Here is a 20,994-nt window from a genome sequence, read left to right as displayed (position 1 = left end):
ACAGAGTGCTAGTCGGGGGAGTCGCTCCGGCCCTGTCGGAGTCTGCGAACCGGTGCCAGCATGGCCAGTGCCGCAGCCAGAAATGCTGCGCATACCGCAATTCCGATGAGGGCTACGTGTCGCGGTCGTGGGTCGGGAGGCGGAGGTGCGGGAGGCAGCTGCAGCTTCTTGGCCGCGTTGGCCCGCGCGAGATCACTGGTGGTGGCGAGGTCATCGCTGACCGCGGCGAGTGCGTCCACTACGCCGAAGCCCAGATACGGGTCCCAGCCACCGGGCGGCCGGTGCGCGGTGTTCTTGATGCGGTCCATCACCTCACGCGCACTCAGCTGAGGGAAGCGTGAACGCACCAGCGCGACAACGCCACTGACGACCGGCGCGGAGAAGCTGGTGCCCTGGATGGGCACCGCACCCTGCTCGCCCATGTAGGCATTGGTCAGCGCATCACGGTTGGGATCCAACGAGATGATGTCCTCGCCGGGAGCGGAGATGTCGACCCAGGGGCCGCCGAGGCTGAACTTGGATGGTTGCCCGTCCGGGCCGATCGAGCCCACCGTGAGGACGAGGTCGTTGTACCAGGCCGGACTCACCGTCTCCAGGACGGCATCCCAGTCCGGGATGTTGGGCCTGGCCGGATCCGGGGGCGGATTCTGGTTCTTGCACTGCCCGTCGCCGACATTCCCCGCGGCAACGACCACCACGACGTTCTTGACGTCCACGGCGTATTGCAGCGCGGCGCCCAGCGGTCGGTCATCCAGAAACTGCTTGGCGGAGGCACATGCCACCTCGGAGATATTGATGACCGTCGCGCCGAGATCCGCGGCAGTGCGTACCGCCATCGCCAGGGTGTCCACATTTCCGACGCCGCTGATCTTGGAGGGATCATCCCGGTCGTTTCCGCCGCCCTTGTTTTTCACGGCGAATTTCGCGCTGGATTGGCGAATGGTGATGAGGCTGACGTCCGGTGCGATGCCGCTGAACGCGCTCGCCCCCGTGGGATCCGGTGCGGCCGCGATGATTCCGGCGACGATGGTGCCGTGGGCATCGCAGTCCTGAGTCCCGTTGCCGCCCTCGAAGACGTAGTCGCCGCCAGGGATAAGCGGTGGCAGCCGCGGACTGCGTGCGACACCGGTGTCGATCACAGCGACCGTCTGGCCACTGCCGCGCGACAGCTGCCAGACCAACGGCAGGTCCAGTCCACGCTGTTGCGTGGGTACCTTGTTGAGGTCACGCTTGGGATCGATGCCGGGGAATCGGCACAATTCCTTCTGCTCGGTGGGCTCGATCGGGGCGGCAGGGCGCGGGCCGGGCAGCATGCTCGGGTCGACTGGGAGCGGTGCAAAGGCGTGAGCCGTCGCGAGCACATGCACGGAACCAGTAGCCAACTGCGATGACATCGCCAACATCACAACGGCTGCAGCGATGGCGGTACGGCGGGCCACGCCGAGGTTCATGGCAGGTTCAATCCCCGCACGGCGCTGTACACGCCACACACCCACACGGCTACCGGAACAATCAATGACAACGCAATGTATTCGATGATCTCCACCATTCGGCGCGAGACGGGTGAGTACTTACGTGCCGACACCAGGAAGCCAAGTGCGATGGCTGAACCGGCCGCGATCGCCGCCAATGCGGTGGTGAACACCGCGGCCGTCGGGTAGGCGACGGCGACGAACGCGAATACCGCTGCCGGAATGGCCAAGCCGCCCAGGTTGATGGCCACTGTTTGTGCGAGGTCAGCATGCGAGCGTGCTCGAAGCATCATCGCCAACGAGATCAATCCCGCGAGCACAAGACCGCTGAAACGGTGCACACCGATGGGGTGATGGGTCCCCGCCCCGGAGAATGTCAGTACCGCAAGCACGGCGCCTACTGCCGTGACAGCGGATGTTCCACACACCAATCCGGTCAGCACGGCGTGCGCCCGGAGGGCCTTCTCGCGGAGGTCGGGCAGCGGTGGCAGTGCCGTCGCGTCCTCGACGTCGTCACCCTCGGTATCGAGTCCGTCGAGACCCTCGATCGCTTCGATCGGAGCTGTGGAATGTTCCGGGCGAGATGGTGCGCCCTGTGTGGGTACCGGGGGCAGGGGAAGCCGGGCGAGGACCATCGCCACGCGCGGTGACAGCGCCACCGCGCAGATTCCCACGGCGCCGAGCGCGGCCCCAAGGCCGTAAATGGGGGGTTCGAACAGCACGTAACCCAGCGCTGCGGCGAACCCGAGAAGTGATGCCGAAGCCACCGCAATCAGTGACATTGTGCCGGTACCGGTTGCGCGCATGGCGAGGATGGACACGACCATCGCCACCATGAGCGCCAGCATCGCGTGGGGAGCGCCGTACTTTCCGGGTACGAAGAGAGCTCCAGCCACCGCCGAAAAGCCGACAGCGCAATGGCTCAGCATCACGGAGGCGAGCGGGTCGTCGTACACCCTGTTCGCAAAGACCGCGGCGGTGATTGCCACAAGCGCGATCGCCACCGCGATGATCGGAAGGAGCAAGCCAGGATTGGTGGCGCCGGCGCGTAATAGCGCGGTCGCACCGAGTAACGCGGCCAGCCCACATACCGAAGCGCCGAGTATTCGGGCGGCCGTCCGGCTCCATGGATGTGCCGACACGGTCCGGAACGTGGACACCGCGAGGAAGACATCGTCGAACAGCGGATCCGGTGCAGCGACATCAGACTGGGTGAGAATCAGTTGATCGCCATCGCGGACCTCCAGCTCCCCAAGGGTGCTGGACATCTGCAGTGGTGGCTGACCAGGCCGGGACAACCGCCAATGCGTTTCGACGGCGTCCTCCGGGCTGGTCAGCTCGGGGACACCGACATGCTGGTTGATGATGTCGACGATCGAACCGACCAAGAGGGCCAGCGGGACACTCGTCGGCAGCGCCAAGTCGACCTGAGTGCGCTCAGCCTGAATGGAAACGCGGCACAGTTCGAGAACCGCCGAACGTTGCTCGGCGCCCGACTGCGCATGTGTCATTCTGTGCCCCCACGGTCGTTGATCTTTGCGCATGCACACTAGCCGAACGCGGCTGAGCGCCGCCAGCGGTTCGGCGCAACCGGGCAGCCATCGATCGTATTACCAGCGGGTCCGGCGATCTTGTCTGCGAATTCGTTGCGGCACCGGATATAACGGCCCTATCCTGTAGCCCGCCGTGGGCTGGACGGTAGCGTGGACACGGCAGATTGCCACGAGATGTGACGCGGGGGAACCGGAGGGCGTCGGGTGAACACCACAATCTTTATTCGTCGACCTCGGCTTGCGGTGCCTCGGGTGCCGGGTGGTGAGGTCAATGTGCAGCCACCGCCGGAGATTCCGCGACCGGTGCCGTCGCCGATCATCGCCAAGATCATGCCGGTGGTCATGGTTGTCGCGATGGTGGGCATGGTCGCCTTCTTCATTACCTCGGGGAGCTTGGGCGGCGGTGCGGGCAGTGGGATGATGCGCAGCCCGATGATGATGATGTTCCCGATCATGATGATGGTCTCGATGGTCAGCATGATGTCCAACAGCGGCGGCAAGGGAGCCAAGACCAGCGAAATCAACGAGGACCGCAAGGATTACTTGCGGTATCTCGAGGTGGTGCGCAAGAACGTCACCGACACCGGCGGCGCTCAGCGCAAGGCCCTGCTCTGGAACAACCCGGATCCCTCCGCCCTGTGGACGTTGGCCGGGGGCCGTCGCATGTGGGAGCGGCGTCCCGGCGACAGCGACTACTGCCATGTTCGCGTCGGGGTAGGGGACCAGCGGCTCGCCGCCCAGCTGGTGGCGCCGGAGATCGGTCCGGTCGAAGAACTGGAGCCGGTGGCCTCCGTAGCGCTGCGCCGTTTCGTGCGGACGCACTCGCTGGTGCCTGAGCTTCCAATCGCGTTGAACCTGAGAGGTTTCGCGGCCGTCACCATCGACGGCTCACCCGAGGTGGCGCGAGGTATGTTGCGCGCCATGATTTGTCAGCTGGCAATGTTCCACGGGCCCGACCAATTTCTGGTCGCGGCAGTGGTCAACCGGCATGCGGCGCCGCACTGGGACTGGCTCAAATGGCTTCCACACGCCCAGCATCCGACTGCGTTCGACGGTGTGGGCACATCCCGACTGGTCTACCACTCGCTGGGTGAGGTCGAGGAGTCGTTGGCATCGCTGATCACCGAGCGTGAGCGGTTCTCGCGGACCGCACAGCCGTCTCCCGACCGGCCGCAGATTCTCATCGTTGTCGACAGTGGCACGCTGATCGGTTCCGAACGCCTCATCATCGATCACGGCATCGATTCGGTGACCCTCGTCGAGATCGGTACCAGGGTGGACCCGCTCGCGGCCCGCCGCGGTATGCAGCTGGAGCTGACCGAACGCGGACTCGGCGCCAAAGGCAATGTGGGGTCGGAGGTCTTCGCCCATCCCGATCATCTGACCATCACCGAGGCGATGGCTTGCGCCCGGCGTTTGGCGCCCTACCGGGTGCTCACCGGAAGTGGCGACGAGGTCCAGATCCAGACCGAAGTCAGCACCCGCTGGTCTGACATCGTGGGGATAGGCGATCCTGGTCTGCTCAACCCGGAAGTAGTGTGGCGCAACCGCGTCGGGCGCGACAGGTTGCGGGTACCCATCGGCATCGCCGTGGACGGCACTCCCATGGAGCTGGACATCAAGGAAGCCGCCGAGAATGGCATGGGTCCGCACGGCCTGTGCATCGGCGCGACCGGTTCGGGCAAATCGGAGTTCCTGCGGACGCTGACGCTCGGGATGATCGCCACCCACTCACCGGATGCCCTGAACCTGGTGCTCGTCGACTTCAAGGGTGGTGCGACGTTCCTCGGCCTGGACCGGGCACAGCATGTCGCGGCCATCATCACCAACCTCGCCGAAGAGGCAAATCTGGTGTCCCGTATGAAGGACGCGCTGGCTGGTGAGATGAACCGGCGCCAGGAGTTGCTGCGCGCCGCGGGCAACTTCGCTAATGTCACCGAGTACGAGCGCGCCCGTGCCGCGGGTGCGTCGCTGTCGCCGTTGCCCGCGCTCTTCATTATCGTCGACGAGTTCTCCGAATTGCTAAGCCAGCACCCGGATTTCGCGGAGCTGTTCGTGGCGATCGGCCGACTGGGTCGATCGTTGCACGTTCACCTATTGCTTGCTTCGCAGCGTCTCGACGAGGGCCGCCTGCGCGGGCTGGAATCGCACCTGTCCTACCGACTGTGTCTGAAGACATTCTCGGCCAACGAGTCTCGTGCCGCCATTGGCGTGCCGGATGCCTACCACCTGCCCAATACCCCGGGTTCCTGCTACCTCAAAGATGACTCGGGTGAGCTGATACGGTTCCAGACCTCGTATGTGTCTGGTCCGTATGTGCCCTATGGGCCGACACGTCGAACCGTTACCACCGGGGCTGCTGCGTCACCACGGCTTTTCACCGCGGCACCCGCGGTGTTGCAGTCACGGACCACGGATATCGTCGAAGACGACTCTCCGGCCGTCGCCGAAGGGGCCGCCAGGTCAGTAATCGACACGATTCTCGATCGCGTTGAGCGGCACGGCAATCCAGCACACGAGGTGTGGCTGCCGCCACTGGATGAGTCGCCGACGCTCGGCGACCTGATTCCTCGTCATGGTCGCGCTGGTTTCGATGCCGTCGGCAGCCTGACCGTCCCGATCGGAATCGTGGACCGGCCGTACGAGCAGCGGCGCGACCCGTACATCATCGACCTGTCCGCTGCTGCGGGAAACATTGCGATCGTGGGCGCGCCCCAGTCCGGTAAGTCGATGGCGGTGCGCACCCTGGTGACTTCTCTTGCGGTGACGCACAGTCCCGCTCAGGTGCAGTTCTACTGCTTGGACTTTGGTGGTGGCACGCTCACCTCGCTGGCGCAGCTCCCGCATGTCGGTTCGGTGGCCAGCCGATTGGAATCCGACCTGATCCGGCGGACGTTCGCCGAAATGCTGACGATCGTCAGATCACGCGAGAATGCCTTCCGTGCTTACGGAATCGACTCGATGGCTGAGTACCGGCGGCGAAAGGGCGCTGGCGATCCCCAGCTCGCGAGCGATCCATTTGGCGATGTGTTCTTCATCATCGACGGATGGTCCACAGTCCGTCAGGAGTTCGAGGCTCTTGAGCCGCAGGTCACCGCGCTCGCGGCACAGGGTCTTGGCTTTGGTGTGCACACGGTGGTTACGGCATCCCGGTGGGCCGAGATTCGACCGGCGCTCAAGGACCAGATCGGCACCCGCGTTGAGCTGCGCCTCGGTGATCCACTGGACTCGGACTTCGACCGCAAGCTGGCACAGCTCGTTCCAGATGGCAGACCCGGCCGCGGCATTACCCGCGACCGTCGGCACATGCTCATCGGACTGCCGCGCGTCGATAGCGTTTCGTCGAATCAGGAGCTTGGTGAAGCGATCGGCGCTGCGGCGGCAAGCATGCGGCAGCGCAGCTCGGCGATAGCTCCGCAAGTTCGGATGCTGCCGCACAAGGTCGACTACGCCGCGCTGGTTCCGCAGGCGCCGCCCAACGACAAGCCGAACCTGCGGATTCTTATCGGTGTCAACGAGACCGAGTTGTCTCCGACGCTCCTTGAATTCGGCGAGCAACCGCACATGATGATCTTCGGTGACAGCGAGTGCGGCAAGACGGGTCTGCTGCGCACTATCTGCCGCGAAATCGTCCGCACCACCACACCGCAGCAAGCACAGCTGTTCATCGTCGACTACCGCCGCACCTTGCTCGGCGTCGTCGAGACCGAGCACCTGGCCAAGTACGCGATGTCGAGTAACACGCTGGTGGATGAGATACCGGTGCTCATCGAGCTCCTCAAGTCGCGTATGCCGGGACCGGATGTCACACAGCAGGAGTTACGTGACAGGTCCTGGTGGTCGGGCCCCGAGATCTACATATTGGTCGACGACTACGACCTGGTGGCCCTGGCGAGTGGAAACCCGCTGCTGCCGCTGGCGGAGTACCTGCCCCACTCGAAAGACATTGGCCTGCATGTCGTCATCGCACGCCGCACCAGCGGCGCGTCCCGGGCGATGTTCGAGCCGGTGATGGCGCGCATGAAGGACCTCTCCTGCATCGGCCTGCAGATGAGCGGCAACAAGGACGAGGGTGCCCTGCTCGGCACGGTTCGGCCGAGTGATCAGCCGCCGGGCCGCGGCACCTTGGTCATGCGCACGGGTGGTCAACAACTGATCCAAGTTGCGTGGAGCGATCCGCAGTGATTCTGGATCGCGACCCGCAGGTAGGGACGCGGGTAGCGATCGAAGTCACCGAAACCGCCGTACGGGCGCGAACCGAGGACGGCATCCGAGTCGCCGGGCATACCGACATTCGGTCGGCCGTCGCCGCACTCGATGACGATATGGCCCTGTTGCCCGGCCGGGTGGTTCCATCCCGTGCGCTCTGGGCGGCGTTGTTCGAGTCATTGCTTACCGACCAGAATGCGCCGGTCCGCCTCGATTCCATGCTGCTGATCCACCCGACGACCTGGAGCCCCGGACGGCTCACCTTGCTATCGAGTGCTGCGCGGATGATGGCGGCCACGCTGACATTGCGGCCGCGAGCTCTCGCGCTCGCCGAGCGTGGTGTGCGTGCTGATTTATCGGGGCGGGCGTTTGTGGTGGTAGAGGTGTCGCCGACTGAGGTCGCGGTAGCCGTTGTGGGACGCGGCTCCACCGGTGAGCCGGCATCGGCGGTTTGTCATCTCGAAGAGAGGTCGTGGGAGACCAAAAGCGTCGCCGATGTCGCACGCGCGGTGGCGCGCGCCGTGGAGGACATAGTCCGTAACGGACGCCCCGGGGTCGCTGCGATTGTCGTCGATTCGACCGACAACGAGATGGGGGAGGCGATCGTCGATGCAGTCGACCGGATCGGGTTGACTCCTGGGGTATCGCAGGTTGCCGAGGATTCGGTGTTCCGCGACGTCAACCGAGCTCCCCGTGTGTCGGCCTCCACCGATGAGCCCACCGACGAGCCCGCTGTTGGCAGAGCGCCCGAGTGGACGCCCGCGGCTCCCGCGAGATCTGCGTCGCGACTGCCGAGGTGGTGGCCTGCTGCCGCGATTGGCCTGGCGGCAGCGATTGTGGTGACGGGTGTTGTGTTGACCGTGGCGTCCACACGTGGGCGGCAACCGTCACCACCGACTCCCGTGATGGCGACCTCGCTGCTGGTTGAGGGGCGTGTGCAGTTCATGGTGCCCGCTGAGTGGGCGGTAAGGCGCATACCCGCAGGTGGCGCGGGATCAGCCCGGGTCGAAGTGATCTCTCCCAAGGATCCCGAGGCGATGGTCCATATGACCCAGGTGCGGGTGAAGTCGACGGAGACCTTGGCCTCGGCCGCCGAAACCCTCCGTGCTGCCATGGAGAAGGAACCGTCAGGCGTATTCACGGACTTCACGGCCGATGACCGCAAGATGGGGCGACCTGCGGTCACTTACACCGAGGTTCGGGAGGGCCACGACATTGCCTGGACAGTCCTGCTGGACGACGCGCTAAGAATAGGCGTTGGCTGTCAGTTTAAGAAGGATAGCTATGCTGATGTTCAGCAGGCGTGTGAGCTGGTAGTTAGAACTGCGCAAGCGGTTGATTCGGGTAACTAGCAAGATTGCTGAAAAAAACTTTGAAAAAGATGGAACCGATCTGGCGGTGGGGCCATCGTATCTAGTTGTAAGGACAAACCGGCCAGAAACCGGAAGTCACACCCGTGACTGGCCGGGCCTGGGGACAAGGGAGGATATGAAGTGGCTGTTTTCCAGAATGACCTGGCGTTGCTCGATACCACGGCTAAGAAGATTGATGGCAAGTACCAGGAGTTCACCGCACTGCAGAACCAACTGCGGGACCGCGTAGCGGTGGGCACCAGCACGTGGCAGGGCCAGGCGCGACACGCCTTTGACGAGGCGATGGCTCGCTTCGATCAGGAGATGGGCGACATTCAGAAGGTGCTGGTCGGGATTCAGGACACGATGGAATCGAACAAGCGCCGCATCCAGGAAATGGACGAGGCTCCGAACTTCAACGTCTAGCAATAGCTGTTAAAGACATCACACAGAAGGGAATGACCATGCAGATTACTTATAACCACGGCGAGATCGACGCGCTCGTTGCAGACGTCAAGGGAATGGTCGAGAAGTTCCAGGCTGGCCTTGAGGAGCTGCGTCACGAGATCCAGCCCTTGGTTCAGCAGGCCGAAGGGCAGGAAGCTACTGCGTACCAGGAGTACCAGAAGGCCTGGCACCAGTCCGCCGAGGATCTCCACCAAATCCTGATTCAGCTGAACTCGAAGGTGGATCAGGGCAACCAGGATGCGCAGCACACCGACCAGAGCGCTGCAGGCGCCTGGCACGGCTAAATCGCCGACGGTTGATTGAAGACCCTGTGGGGCCTTGGTGGAGGAGAGCCACCAAGGTCCCACAGTTTTCTTTCTGGAGGTTTACGGCACCGCTTTGTGCTCGTCGCATGGCCACCCGACAAACAGGAACTCAAGATCTCAGGTAACTCACCGGGCGATCTCGTGGCGGCGGGTGAGTGACAGTTCGAATAGACTATCCCGTCAGGGATTGTCATCGGCCTCGCCAGTTATGTGGACAGGGGATCGCGTGTTCAGAGTCGCGCTTAGGTGGATACGTGCCCAGTTCGAGCGCGCTCAGTTAAAGCATTTGTGGCAGGCTGTGACAGTCGCTGTGCTCACGACCGCTGCCGCATTTGGCGGTCTTGCTGCTGCACAGCCGCTCCAGTCCATCGCGCTTGAGCAGGACTTCTCCAATGGCCCGCTGCAGATTACTCCACATGCGCTGGTCGCTGGGTGCGGTGAAGACAAGGTTCCATCAGGCGTCGTTTACGCGACCAGAAATGGTCAGTCAGTTGTTGTGTTGCGTGCCACCATTCAAAATGCAGTTGGCGAAGACATTCCATTTGGTTCCGAAGATTCAACGCGCGTGTTCAAGTTGGCTTCAATGGAGCCGGAGGCCGAGTACATGGGTGTGTTTCCGGAAGGGATCGGCGATTCCATCAGTGATATTGCGGCGCGGATGAAGATGGACGCATTTGTCATTTGGAAAGTGCCGACGAGAATGTTGGATCGTGCAACCGGGATCACCCTCGTTGTCTATGACCTCGGGAAGACACAGAGTGTGATGCTTCCAACGGAAGACTGGATGACCACCCGAAGAATGACGGGCGGTCAGCTGACGGTACCGCTCACGAGGTGCTGAATGATTCGCCTTATTCGTTCGGAGCTAGTTAGCACACTTGTCGCAATTCTACTGGTGCTAGCGGCTATCTTTTTGTGGTCTCTTGTGCCAAACCGTCCGGACTCCTATCTGCCATTGCCTGTCCACGGAGGTTTGGCCGAGAGGGTTGTGGGAAGAAATATCGCTGCGACTGTTCACGCAACCTACATGTCGGACCATGTGTCCGTCGGTAGGACTCGGCAATCTCCGGTTCGATCTGATTTTTTCTCTAAAGGTAAATGGATAGTGGTCGATCTAACTTGTGAAACTTTAGTGAGAGAATCTCGTATTGGAGCCTATCTTCAATCGGGTGATACGCGGACGGGGCCTCGCACCAGTTTTGGTAATCCGTTGGGTAGGCCTGACACATTTCAGCCCGGACTGTTGTTTAGATTTGTCATGATCTTCGAGGTCTCTGATGTCAAGGACAAGCTAGATTTTTCAATTATGACCTCTTTTAGAGATGTAGAGAGCGGGCTGACTATGGATTCACCGCCTCTGGATTCTCGATTGGATATAGCCCTTTCGTATCGTGACGTAATTTCCCAGCCGATTATCATGATAGACGGATCAGAGGTTCGCCAATGAAGACCTGGTTGAGATGGTCCAACGTATTGGCGATTGTTGTGATTCTGGTAGTTCTTGGGGTGTTCTATCAAACTGTTATTCGGACCAGTGTGTCTCGATTTTCGCGCGATGACATTCCGGCAGTAACTGTTCCCTCCGGTGACAGTATCGATCTGTATGGAGTCGCCTGGCGGATGCATGAGTTAGAGGTACCGGATCTACCGCGCGATCCCGGCGAGGTTATCGCAATAAATGGGCGCCCAGCTGTATTTTTGTTTGAGCGCACGCTCAATGGTCGAGACATCACACACTGGAGTCGAAAAGAATATCCGCCGTGCATTGCGAGTGTGTTTGACCAGCAGTCGCGCCGTTGGGCAAACGGAGAATTTTCGACATCAACCGTCTCCTGGCTGGAAGAGGGGCGGTACGATACAAGATGTTCACAGGATAGTGATCGTGGACAATTTGTTCTCGCTGCCATGGTGCCCTCGGATGCTCAATTGGAGGGTGTGGATGTATCTTTTAAGGAATCTTCTGGCAAGATTTCGACGGTTCGATTTGAGATTGATTGATCAGATTTCTGAACGCAGTACCAGTACATTCCGGCGACAAGGCAAATGCGAATGGGTTCAAAGATTGCCGCAATAAACAGACGAATTGCTGATTCGCGACTTGTCCACCAAGCGTATTCGTGAGGACCAATCAGATCTATGAGTTCGCGCCAAAAAAGCCCATCGGATATTTTCGGATCGAAAAATACATCCGTTGGGTACAGCACGACCAGTATTGCAAATGTCACGATATAGAACGCAACAGGAATCGGTCCGGTTTGAAGCACGAGCCGTATCGCATCACGTACGTGGTCGAATGTCCCAAGAATCCCTGAACGCATCTCATCGGTGCGTGATGTGACGACGGTAGGGAGTCTATTCCACCGTGACAGAACCGCCGCCGTCGGTTTCTGTGCTGCTTGCCTTAGCCGTTCGAAGTATCTTTGACCGAGGAGCACTCTGGAAGCGCTGGTCCAAGTAGATCTATTGGCCTGCGCATACGCCAATCCTGCGATAACGAACCAAGACAGAGGCGCTAGAACCGCTTGAGTTACTCCGGCAGTGTGATCGGTCACCCACCGGACTGCATCCGCGACTGGCCCGAGATGTTCGAATACGGCTTGTTTCTGGTCGTGGTACCAGACGACAATCTTGCGTTCGCTTACCCATCTAGGCGACCCGAACATCACCGCGGCTGATGCAACAAAAAATATGTAGACCCAGGCAGATTCCACATAGAGTCGAGGAATGATTGTCCACCTCGGTAGACGATCAGAAACGTATACGAGAAGTTTTCGGATTGCGAGTAACAACACAACGATGAGGATGAGGGTGTCCGCCCCAGGATTTATGAGCCGGCCTACTTCGGCTCGCTCGATAGCGTTGAGCTCGTCGCTTCGGTTAAAGGATTCGGCGAAATGCTCTTCAGTTATCTGCAACAAAGCTTGGTGCTGAAAGCTCCAAGCATCATGCATATGTAGCTTCCATAACACGAATATCGCGAACGCGGGAAGAAGTATTTCGAGCGCCGTGTTGAGAAATGCTTGGACACCGGTATCGGTTGCGTCGGGAAGTATGTATGGCCGCAGCACCCAGAACATCCCCAGATACGTCAGCAGCATCGTCAACGGAGACAGCGGTAGAAGGAAGTTTCCCCAGATCATGCCGTGCTTGACGGCCACTGCGACTGCAAGCTGAACGATGCCGTATCGGACCAGCCATCCGACGAGATAGATGGCGATCAACTGTAGGAAGCATCGTCTATACAGAAAGAACGTGTTCTTCAGGATCTCCACGCCTGAGCCTCCCCGTCTGCCGTCGAACACGATAATCCCACGCGGGCCGCCCAGCCGCGTTTTGACCTGCGGTGACGTATCCCGGTAAGCTCCGTCGTTGGCGTGCGGTACGTCATGTACATGAGGCTCGGGTCACCACTGGTCGCCGAGATGAACCTCCACCGCTTGCCGTGGCCAGCGTCTCGAACGGCGGAAACCGTCCGAGCATCCACCCGAGTAGACAAGGAAAGATTGTGCCTACCTACACGCCCAAGGCGGGTGACATCACCACTAGCTGGTATGTCATCGACGCCACGGACGTAGTACTCGGCCGTCTTGCCGTCCAAGCAGCCATTCTGCTGCGCGGCAAGCACAAGCCGACCTATGCCCCCCACGCCGATGGCGGCGATTTTGTCGTCATCATCAACGCCGAGAAGATTGCCCTGAGCGGCAAGAAGCTCACCGATAAGTTCGCCTACCGTCACTCGGGTTTCCCGGGCGGTCTGCGCAAGCGCAGCATCGGCGAGCAGCTGCAGAAGTTCCCCACTCGCACGGTGGAGAAGGCAATCATCGGCATGCTGCCCAAGACCAAGTTGGGCCACCAGATCGAGCGCAAGCTCAAGGTGTACGCCGGCCCTGAGCACCCGCATGGCGCGCAGCAGCCGATCCCGTTCGAGATTAAGCAGGTGGCTCAGTGACCGATATCGCCGAAGAGCAGACCCCCGCAGACGACACTGCAAACACGGAAAATGCCGTCGAGACCGGTGACCAGGCGGTCGTCGAGGTGACTGTCGAGGAGCCCGCCGACGAAACAGTCGTCAAGGCCCCGACTCGCGGTCCCGTCGTCATCGACAAGCCCATCCAGACCGTCGGTCGCCGCAAGGAAGCCGTCGTCCGTGTGCGCCTCAGTCCCGGCACCGGCAAGTTCCTCCTGGATGGCCGTAGCCTGGAGGAGTACTTCCCGAACAAGGTGCACCAGCAGCTCATCAAGGCGCCGCTGGTCTCGGTGAACCGCGTCGACACCGTGGATATCTTCGCCCACCTGGTTGGTGGCGGCCCCTCGGGCCAGGCAGGCGCGCTGCGTCTGGCCATCGCCCGGGCACTCATCATCGTGGAGCCCGAGGACCGTCCGGTGCTGAAGAAGGCCGGCTTCCTCACTCGTGACCCGCGTGCGATCGAGCGTAAGAAGTACGGTCTCAAGAAGGCCCGTAAGGCGCCTCAGTACTCGAAGCGCTGATCGATTCTGTTCGTCCGCGTATTGCGCCGGCACACAACATGTGTGTCGGCGCAATCGCGTTTTGGGGCCAGTCGGGTGTGAGAGGTTAGGCGCATGGGTTTGTTTGGCACGGACGGCGTCCGGGGTGTCGCGAATGCCGATCTGACGGCAGAGCTCGCGATGGCACTCGGGGCCGCCGCGGCACGGTCTCTGGGACACAGGAGCGCCGTCGCCATCGTGGGCCGCGATCCGCGCGCCAGTGGCGAGATGCTTGAAGCGGCGGTCGTCGCGGGTATCGCTGCAGAGGGTGTCGACGTGCTTAGGGTCGGGGTGCTTCCCACGCCGGCGGTGGCGTATCTGACGGGTGCCTACGGCGCTGCCTTTGGTGTCATGATCTCTGCTTCTCATAATCCCATGCCCGACAACGGAATAAAGATTTTCGGCGTAGGGGGTCACAAGCTCGACGATTCCGCCGAGGCCGCCATTGAGGCGCAGCTCGAGACGACCGCAGTACGTCCGACGGGTGCCGGAATCGGCCGTGTCCGTGATGCCGCGGATGCCCTCGATCGGTACTTGCATCATGTCGGCACTGCCGACATCCATTCCTTGGACGGCCTGACCGTTGTGGTCGATTGCGCGCACGGAGCGGCATCGGATGCGGCCCCGCTGGCATACCGGGAGGCCGGCGCCCACGTTATCGACATCAATGCCGACCCTGATGGGCTGAATATCAACGACGGCTGCGGCTCAACGCATCTGGGCCCGGTGCAGGCTGCGGTCAGGGCTCACAACGCCCATCTTGGCCTCGCGCACGACGGCGATGCCGACAGATGCCTCGCGGTGGATGCCGACGGGAATGTCATCGACGGCGACGTCATCATGGTTGTGCTCGCGAAGGCGATGGCGGAGGCCGGAGAGCTCACCGACAACACACTCGTCACGACTGTGATGAGTAATCAGGGACTTCATATCGCGATGCGCGCAGCGGGCATCGACGTCAAGGTGACGGCGGTCGGCGACCGTTACGTGTTGGAGGAGCTACGTGCAGGCCAATTCGCCTTGGGTGGTGAACAATCCGGCCATATCGTGCTGCCTTCCTTAGCCACCACCGGCGACGGGATTGTGACGGGCCTGCGCCTCATGTCCAGGATGGCTCAAACCGGGCAGTCGCTGGCCGAGCTGGCCTCCGCGATGCGGGGCCTGCCCCAGACACTCATCAACGTTCCGGTTTCTGACAAACAGGCCGTTGCGCGGGCTCCACAGGTACTGGCCGCGGTCGCGGAGGTGGAGTCCGAGCTCGCGGGCAATGGTCGAATTCTGTTGCGTCCTTCTGGAACCGAACAGCTGGTCCGCGTCATGGTGGAGGCCGGTGAACAGTCCATTGCGCAGCGCCTTGCCGAGCGCGTGGCGCAGGTGGTCGGCGCGGTCTAAGTGCGTGCCAGGGCGCGTGTGTAGAGCGCGGTGCCCGCGGCATCGCATAGCGTGACGGTCAGGTTGCCGCCGCCATCGATGTCGATCTGCCCGAAGTGCTGGTAGCCATCCAGCGGTGACTGTTGATCTACCGGCGCGGCGTGCACGAAATCGGCTCGCGGACCGAATGTCCCATCGAGCGGCTTCTCCTGGCCGGCACCCGCGTGTAGCGGCCCGGACACGAACTCCCAAAACGGCTCGAAGTCCGTGAACTTGGCCCGTGCCGGTGAGTACTCGTGTGCCGCTGTGTAGTGGACATCGGCGGTCAGCCACACCACATTGCGCACCTGCCGGGCCTTGATATGCGAAAGGATATGCGCCAGTTCGGTTTCCCGTCCCAGGGGCGGGCCGTCGTCGCCATTGGCGACGGCTTCAAAGTTCGTCTTGCCGTCTGGCACCACCAATGCCAGCGGCAGGTCGTTGGCGATGACCTTCCACACGGCTGTCGATGACGCGAGGGCGTCGATGAGCCAACTGGTCTGGCGTTCACCGAAGATGGCGCCCGAAGGCTGCCGGTTGGGGGAGTTGGGGTCCTTGTAGCTGCGCATGTCGAGAATGAACACGTCGAGCAGGGGGCCGTAGGAAACCCGTTGGTATACGCGGCCGTCCACTGCTTCGCGGGCCTCGAGCGGTTGCCATTCGTGGAATGCCCGGTGCCCGTACTCGGCGAGCACGTCGACGCGCTTTTCCGTGTACTTGTCGTTATCGAGGATCTCGCCGGGATACCAGTTGTTGATCACCTCGTGGTCATCCCATTGCACGAGCTGCGGCACGTGCCCGTTGAAGTATCGATAGTTGTCGTCGGTGAGGTTGTAGGCGTATTGGCCCCGATATTGGTCGAGTGTCTGGGCGACAGAGCTTTTTGACTCCGAGACCTGGTTTCGCCAGATTCGCCCGTCGGGCAACGTCAGCGTCTCTTGAATCGGGCCATCCGCATACACGGTGTCCCCACTGTGGATGAAGAAGTGCGGATCGCGGTCCGCCATGGTGCGGAACACCTTCATCCCGCCGACATCGGGGTTGATGCCGAATCCCTGCCCGGCGACGTCACCAGACCAGATCAACCGGACATCCCGTGCGGACGAGGGCGCCGTCCGGAAGAGGCCGGTGACTGGCTCGCTAAGCGTGCCGTCCGAGTCGAGCGTCACCCGGTAGTGCACCTCAGAGCCGGCGGGCAGCCCGGTGAGACGCATCCGGCCGGTCCCGTCCGATTCCGGGGTGAGCAGTGGCCCGGTGAAACGCCTTGCATCCGAGAAGCGTTCGGTGGCAGCCGTTTCGACGATCATGGTGGCGGGGCTATCCGACCGGGCCCAGATCACTGCGCCGTCGGTACGCGGGAACCCGCTTGCGGCTCCGTGCGTCAGCCGCGGGCGCGCCGACACCAACGCCGGTCCGCACGCCGCTGCCGGGGCTATCGCGAGACCCAGCAAGGCGGCGCGCAATACGGTGCGGCGCGGGACGGCTGTCATCCCACTACTTTCGGGGCGCTAGGCGAACGCACACCTAACGCCATGCGAACGCAGGGCGAATCAGAGCAGCTCGCGCAATGCCTCGACATGCTTGATTCGACCTGCCGCGTCGGCGGCGAGTGGTGCCACATTGAGGGTGGTCACACCCGCCTCTTTGAAGGCTGCAACCCGTTCGGCGACAAAGCTCTTCGGTCCGATGAGTGAGATGTTTCTGACCAGCTCGTCGGGCACCGCGTCGGTTGCCTCGGCCTTCTTGCCTGCCAGGTAGAGCTCCTGGATGCGGTCGGCTTCCTTGCCGAACCCGTAGGAGGTCGCGAGGTTGTGATAGAAGTTCTTGCCCTTGGCGCCCATGCCGCCGATGTACAGCGCGAGGCTCGGCTTGACGAATCCGTACAACGCCTCGACGTCATCGCCGATCGCGAGAGCCGGGCCGGCGTAGACCTCGAGCTCGCCGAGCGACGGGTCGCGTTTGGCCTTGCCCTCGGCCAGGGCGGCACCCCAGACGTCGTTGGCCTTCTCGGGCAGGAAGAAGATGGGCTGCCAGCCTTCGGCGATCTCTGCGGTGAGTGCCACGTTCTTGGGGCCGAGCGCGGCGATGAGTACTGGAATGCGGTCGCGCACAGGGTGATTGATCAGCTTCAAGGCCTTGCCGAGGCCGGTGCCCTGCTCGGGCGGGAGCGGCACCGTGAAGTACTTGCCCTCGAACTCCAGGCGCTCGCGGCGCCACACCTTGCGGCAGATCTCGACGGTCTCCCGGGTGCGGCCCAGGGGAGCGTCGTACTTCACGCCGTGGAATCCCTCGATGACCTGTGGCCCCGAGGCGCCGATGCCGAGGATGAAACGGCCGTTGGAGACGTAGTCCAGGCCCGCTGCCGTCATGGCCAGCAGGGTGGGTGTGCGGGTGTAGAGCTGGAAGATGCCCGACGCGAGCTTGACGGTCGACGTCTTGGCGGCGAGATACCCGAGTTGGCTCGCGGCGTCGTATGAGTAGGCTTCGGCGACGAACGCGATGTCGAGCCCGACTTTCTCCAGCTCAGCGAGTTCGTCGACGACCTCGGTGAATCCTCCGGCATAGCTCAGCGTGGTTCCAATGCGCATGCCGAGACCCTACTCGACCAAGCGGTTGAACGGGAAGGTGCTCCGAGCCCCAGATCGGTGAAAAAAGATGGAACCGGAATCGATACATACCCGTCGTAGTCAATATGGGAGAAACCTCGATCGATGTCCCTGGTGTCCGGGGGGTGGCCGGAGAGTTCGACAATTTGGCCGGTGAGCTGCAAAAGGCCATCGAGCAGCTGCGCGGCTTATCCTTCGCCGGCGCTTCCGCCGGGCGGTGGCACACAGCCAAGGGCGATCAGGTCAGCGCCGGGTTGCGAGAAGTGGTAACTCATCTTGAGGATTGGCATCGCACCAACACCGCGATCGCCGAACAACTTCGTGTGACTGCGCAACGGTATGCCGATCTCGAGGCCAAGAACAAGGCAAGGATGGCTGCAGCCGATGGCCGGTAAGTACGACATTGAGGCACTCCGGAGCGAGGGGATCCAGGCGATCGCGAACTCGCAGAACTACACGACCGCCGCGATCCGAGGGAACGGCAAGTCTCCCGTCACGATCACCAACCCGGACCTCACCGCCAACGAGCGCCAGCTGTTCGATTGGTACGACATGGACGCCGGCATGAACCTGAACACGCTCGGCGCGGACCTCGAGCTGTTCAAGAGCGCGGTCACCACCATGAAGTCCGCAGCGGAACGTCAGCACGGACAGCTGCAGCAGCTCATGGGGATGTGGGGAGGCAAAGGTTCGGAGGCCGCCAACCAGTTTCTGAGGACGCACAACTCCACCGCCGATGAGGTAACTGAGGAATTCGGAAAGGTGTCGACCGGACTGGACAGCCTGCGTGATGCCTTGTGGAACATTGTCGATCTGAAGAAGCAGGCGTCGACCATGGTCGACGGGTTGGTGTCCGACCGTACGGCGTTCGACAACGCGGTCGCGACCTACAAGACCGGTGCAGGCGATAGGGCGACAGCAGACGAAACCAATGCGACCAAGATCGGCCCGCACGTGAAGGACAGTATCGAGGGCAAGTGGCTGCCCGCGATGAAGACCGCATGGTCCAAAGGCGGCGAGGCATACGACACCTTGATCAACGGTCTGAAGCAGAAGTTGCCTCAGGAGTTCAAGACGCCACCCGGTCAGTTCGGACCCGAGTACGACTCGGGCACCGATCCTCAGACAAATCCGCAGACAAACCCCAAAGACAAAGACAAGGGCAAGGGCGGGGACGAGCAGCCCGGTGGCGGCGGTAAGGACGGCGGGTCTGCCACCGGCACCGCAACCGGTGGGATGCAGGGCACGGCTACCCCGGCGTCCGCGATGGGCAACCAGAGCGGCCAGATGCCCAGCGGCGGGCAGCAGCAGGGCGCCGGACAGGGGCAAGGACAGCAGGGCATGGACCCGAGTCAGATCGTCAGTGGTTTGACCGGCGCCATGACGGGCGCCATGGGGTCCATAGGTCAGATGGCGAGCGGGATCGTCAGCGCGATCACCGAGGGCCTGTCCAACATCCCGTTCGACCAGATGGGACAGGGCGGTGAGCCGGGAGCAGGGGAAGACAAGCCCGAGGACAAATTCGATGGCAAGGTCGACGAAGCCGCCGACAAAAAGGATCCGGACGCCAAGATGGCCGCGGCCAAGGACGCGGCGATCCAAGAGGCCCGCTCAGATGCGGGAGGGACCTTCGCGACGGACGGCAAGCCGGCGTCGATTCCCGGTATTCAGCTAGCGGGCGCTGGTGGACTGGAAGCCACTCCGACCGCCCCAGGTCAGACAACTCCGGGTACACCGCTTGGGATGACCCCGCCGGGAGCGATGCCTCCGCAGGCAGGTCCGATGGCGCCGGTGACGCCGCCTCCGGTCCAGACGCCGCAGCCCACCGCGCCCCTGCACGTCGAGCCGCAGGCTCCCGCACCGGCTGCGCAACCTCAGGCCGCGGGGACGGACGCCGGGGAGACGCCCTGTGAGATCGCCGCGGACGAACTGCCGAAAGCCGGACGATGATCGATATCACCGATGCGCTCGCGGGGATCGTCGCGGATTTTGAATGCTCACTCGACCAACTGCGCGATGAGGCCGATGCCGCAGGCGGGGAGGTGCCGCGCGAGCAGGGGCCCGCGCAGATCAGCTTCGGCGGAGATTACGACCCCGACGACGAATTTTGGCCGTCACGAATCGTGAAACCCGCTGATGAACTGCGCATGCCCACCCAGGTCCACCTCACTGAATCCGGGATGGAAGAGGACGATATCTACCGCTGGCAGCGGTGGAGACGCTAGCTATCTCAGCAGCGACTGCACGCGATCGATTTCGCTGACGTCCAGCTCGGCGGCATCGGGCAATGAGGTGTTCGGCAACTCGGCCGTGGCATCCGCGAAGTCGCGGTAGCGCTTATCGCCCGCAAGCTGGAACAACAGATATCCGGTCAGCAGGGCCCGTGTGTTGCGTTGTGTCGCGCGGTTTGATCCGCCGAGGCCCATAAATCTACGCAGCCAGCTGTGTTCGGGTAACCCGCCGGACTTCGCCTTCGCAATGTTCCGCAGTTCGGCGCCCTGCCACGCCTGCGCGAGAGCCGCGGCATTCGATCGCAGCGACTGCACGTCGTCGGTGCTCGTCACGACCAATCCGGGGATGGCCAGCGCCGCTACGCTGTTCTCCACCGGCGGCCGGGTCGTGCTCGGAAAGAGAGCCACAACGGCCTTGGCGCTCACCGGACGATTCTTCTTGTCCACCAGCGCTGGAGGTCGGGTCGCCGCGAAGACCGCCGCGGAGCCACCCAGACCGTGACCCGCGAGCGCGAGCTTGGTGGGGTGCACGCTGATCTTGCCGTCGCCAAGACGTACCCGGGTCACGATCTCGAGGGTTGTGCTCAGGTCGGCCGCCAGGTTCAGATGTGACGGGATCAACCCCTTTTCGGTGTCGGGGGCGGCCGCCACGATTCCCCAGGACGCGAGATGTTCGAGGGTCGCTCGATACTTGTCCGTACCGGTCAGCCAGTCGTGCCCAAACGCCACAGCGGGCAGATTGAACCCGGATTCCGGCGAGTAGACGACACCGGTCACGCCCGCAAATGCGAGATCCCCGCGCAGGACCTTGTGCGGACCGCGGCGGGTCAGGGCTTTGAATAGCGTGCGGGTACTCGCCATGGCATGACCGTAGCCGATCGT

General features: G+C 62.3%; 18 protein-coding genes. 12 read left to right on the top strand and 6 right to left on the bottom strand.

Going from position 1 to position 20,994, the window contains the following annotated elements; all coding sequences use genetic code 11:
* Window positions 1-8: 8 nt before the first annotated feature.
* Window positions 9-1,451: a type VII secretion-associated serine protease mycosin gene (gene mycP / locus AB0H22_RS02620; RefSeq protein ID WP_358144560.1), complete on the bottom strand. Its 1,443-nt coding sequence runs from the start codon at window positions 1,449-1,451 to the stop codon at window positions 9-11.
* The gene (gene eccD, locus AB0H22_RS02615; protein WP_358144558.1) at window positions 1,448-2,983 is read right to left on the bottom strand and encodes a type VII secretion integral membrane protein EccD; all 1,536 of its coding nucleotides are present in this window, start codon (window positions 2,981-2,983) and stop codon (window positions 1,448-1,450) included. Before eccD ends, mycP begins: the two co-directional genes overlap by 4 nt.
* 246 nt (window positions 2,984-3,229) lie before the next feature.
* On the opposite strand from eccD, the gene eccCa reads away from it, so the two are divergent.
* From eccCa to AB0H22_RS02585, 6 genes are all read left to right on the top strand, one after another.
* Window positions 3,230-7,210, top strand: coding sequence for a type VII secretion protein EccCa (eccCa, locus tag AB0H22_RS02610; RefSeq protein ID WP_358144556.1), 3,981 nt, complete (start codon window positions 3,230-3,232; stop codon window positions 7,208-7,210).
* Entirely contained in the window at window positions 7,207-8,586 is a 1,380-nt protein-coding gene (locus AB0H22_RS02605) for a type VII secretion-associated protein (RefSeq protein WP_358146018.1), read from the top strand. Before eccCa ends, AB0H22_RS02605 begins: the two co-directional genes overlap by 4 nt.
* Before the next feature lie 141 nt (window positions 8,587-8,727).
* On the top strand, window positions 8,728-9,012 hold the full coding sequence (locus tag AB0H22_RS02600; RefSeq protein ID WP_358144554.1) for a WXG100 family type VII secretion target: 285 nt from the start codon (window positions 8,728-8,730) through the stop codon (window positions 9,010-9,012).
* A gap of 38 nt (window positions 9,013-9,050) precedes the next feature.
* Window positions 9,051-9,338, top strand: a complete 288-nt coding sequence (locus AB0H22_RS02595) for a WXG100 family type VII secretion target (RefSeq protein WP_358144552.1) — start codon at window positions 9,051-9,053, stop codon at window positions 9,336-9,338.
* A gap of 331 nt (window positions 9,339-9,669) precedes the next feature.
* Window positions 9,670-10,200 (top strand): hypothetical protein, encoded by a 531-nt coding sequence (locus AB0H22_RS02590; protein WP_358144549.1) that lies wholly within the window; start codon window positions 9,670-9,672, stop codon window positions 10,198-10,200.
* A gap of 602 nt (window positions 10,201-10,802) precedes the next feature.
* Complete coding sequence (locus tag AB0H22_RS02585) at window positions 10,803-11,357, top strand: hypothetical protein (RefSeq protein WP_358144547.1); 555 nt, start codon at window positions 10,803-10,805, stop codon at window positions 11,355-11,357.
* On the opposite strand, the gene AB0H22_RS02580 is transcribed toward AB0H22_RS02585, so the two are convergent.
* Complete coding sequence (locus AB0H22_RS02580) at window positions 11,282-12,631, bottom strand: hypothetical protein (protein ID WP_358144545.1); 1,350 nt, start codon at window positions 12,629-12,631, stop codon at window positions 11,282-11,284. The two genes, AB0H22_RS02585 and AB0H22_RS02580, sit on opposite strands and share 76 nt — an antisense overlap.
* A gap of 233 nt (window positions 12,632-12,864) precedes the next feature.
* Here AB0H22_RS02580 and rplM point away from each other — a divergent pair, with 233 nt between their 5' ends.
* From rplM to glmM, 3 genes are all read left to right on the top strand, one after another.
* Window positions 12,865-13,308 carry a 50S ribosomal protein L13 gene (gene rplM, locus AB0H22_RS02575; protein ID WP_358144543.1) on the top strand — a complete coding sequence of 148 codons (444 nt, stop codon included), beginning with the start codon at window positions 12,865-12,867 and terminating at the stop codon, window positions 13,306-13,308.
* A gap of 86 nt (window positions 13,309-13,394) precedes the next feature.
* A complete protein-coding gene (gene rpsI, locus AB0H22_RS02570) occupies window positions 13,395-13,847 on the top strand; it encodes a 30S ribosomal protein S9 (RefSeq protein ID WP_358146016.1) in 453 nt (150 codons plus the stop codon).
* Between the two features lie 93 nt (window positions 13,848-13,940).
* A complete protein-coding gene (glmM, locus tag AB0H22_RS02565) occupies window positions 13,941-15,257 on the top strand; it encodes a phosphoglucosamine mutase (protein ID WP_358144541.1) in 1,317 nt (438 codons plus the stop codon).
* Here the strand turns inward: glmM and AB0H22_RS02560 are convergent.
* The gene (locus AB0H22_RS02560; RefSeq protein ID WP_358144539.1) at window positions 15,254-16,765 is read right to left on the bottom strand and encodes an alkaline phosphatase D family protein; all 1,512 of its coding nucleotides are present in this window, start codon (window positions 16,763-16,765) and stop codon (window positions 15,254-15,256) included. The genes glmM and AB0H22_RS02560 overlap by 4 nt on opposite strands.
* Before the next feature lie 60 nt (window positions 16,766-16,825).
* A complete protein-coding gene (locus tag AB0H22_RS02555; protein ID WP_358144537.1) occupies window positions 16,826-17,863 on the bottom strand; it encodes an LLM class F420-dependent oxidoreductase in 1,038 nt (345 codons plus the stop codon).
* A gap of 104 nt (window positions 17,864-17,967) precedes the next feature.
* On the opposite strand from AB0H22_RS02555, the gene AB0H22_RS02550 reads away from it, so the two are divergent.
* The 3 genes from AB0H22_RS02550 to AB0H22_RS02540 are packed head-to-tail and all read left to right on the top strand — an operon-like array spanning window position 17,968 to window position 20,106.
* Window positions 17,968-18,276 (top strand): type VII secretion target, encoded by a 309-nt coding sequence (locus AB0H22_RS02550; protein ID WP_180748617.1) that lies wholly within the window; start codon window positions 17,968-17,970, stop codon window positions 18,274-18,276.
* The gene (locus AB0H22_RS02545) at window positions 18,266-19,831 is read left to right on the top strand and encodes a hypothetical protein (RefSeq protein ID WP_358144535.1); all 1,566 of its coding nucleotides are present in this window, start codon (window positions 18,266-18,268) and stop codon (window positions 19,829-19,831) included. Before AB0H22_RS02550 ends, AB0H22_RS02545 begins: the two co-directional genes overlap by 11 nt.
* Entirely contained in the window at window positions 19,828-20,106 is a 279-nt protein-coding gene (locus AB0H22_RS02540) for a hypothetical protein (RefSeq protein WP_358144533.1), read from the top strand. The genes AB0H22_RS02545 and AB0H22_RS02540 overlap by 4 nt, the downstream gene beginning before the upstream one ends.
* On the opposite strand, the gene AB0H22_RS02535 is transcribed toward AB0H22_RS02540, so the two are convergent.
* Window positions 20,107-20,973 (bottom strand): hypothetical protein, encoded by an 867-nt coding sequence (locus AB0H22_RS02535; RefSeq protein WP_180748614.1) that lies wholly within the window; start codon window positions 20,971-20,973, stop codon window positions 20,107-20,109.
* Window positions 20,974-20,994: the final 21 nt, after the last annotated feature.

Source organism: Mycobacterium sp. NPDC050853, from assembly GCF_040653875.1.
In the GTDB taxonomy this organism is placed as follows: domain Bacteria; phylum Actinomycetota; class Actinomycetes; order Mycobacteriales; family Mycobacteriaceae; genus Mycobacterium.
The sequence above is the reverse complement of the archived record's forward strand: the minus strand, read 5'-3'. Positions and strand labels throughout refer to the sequence as shown.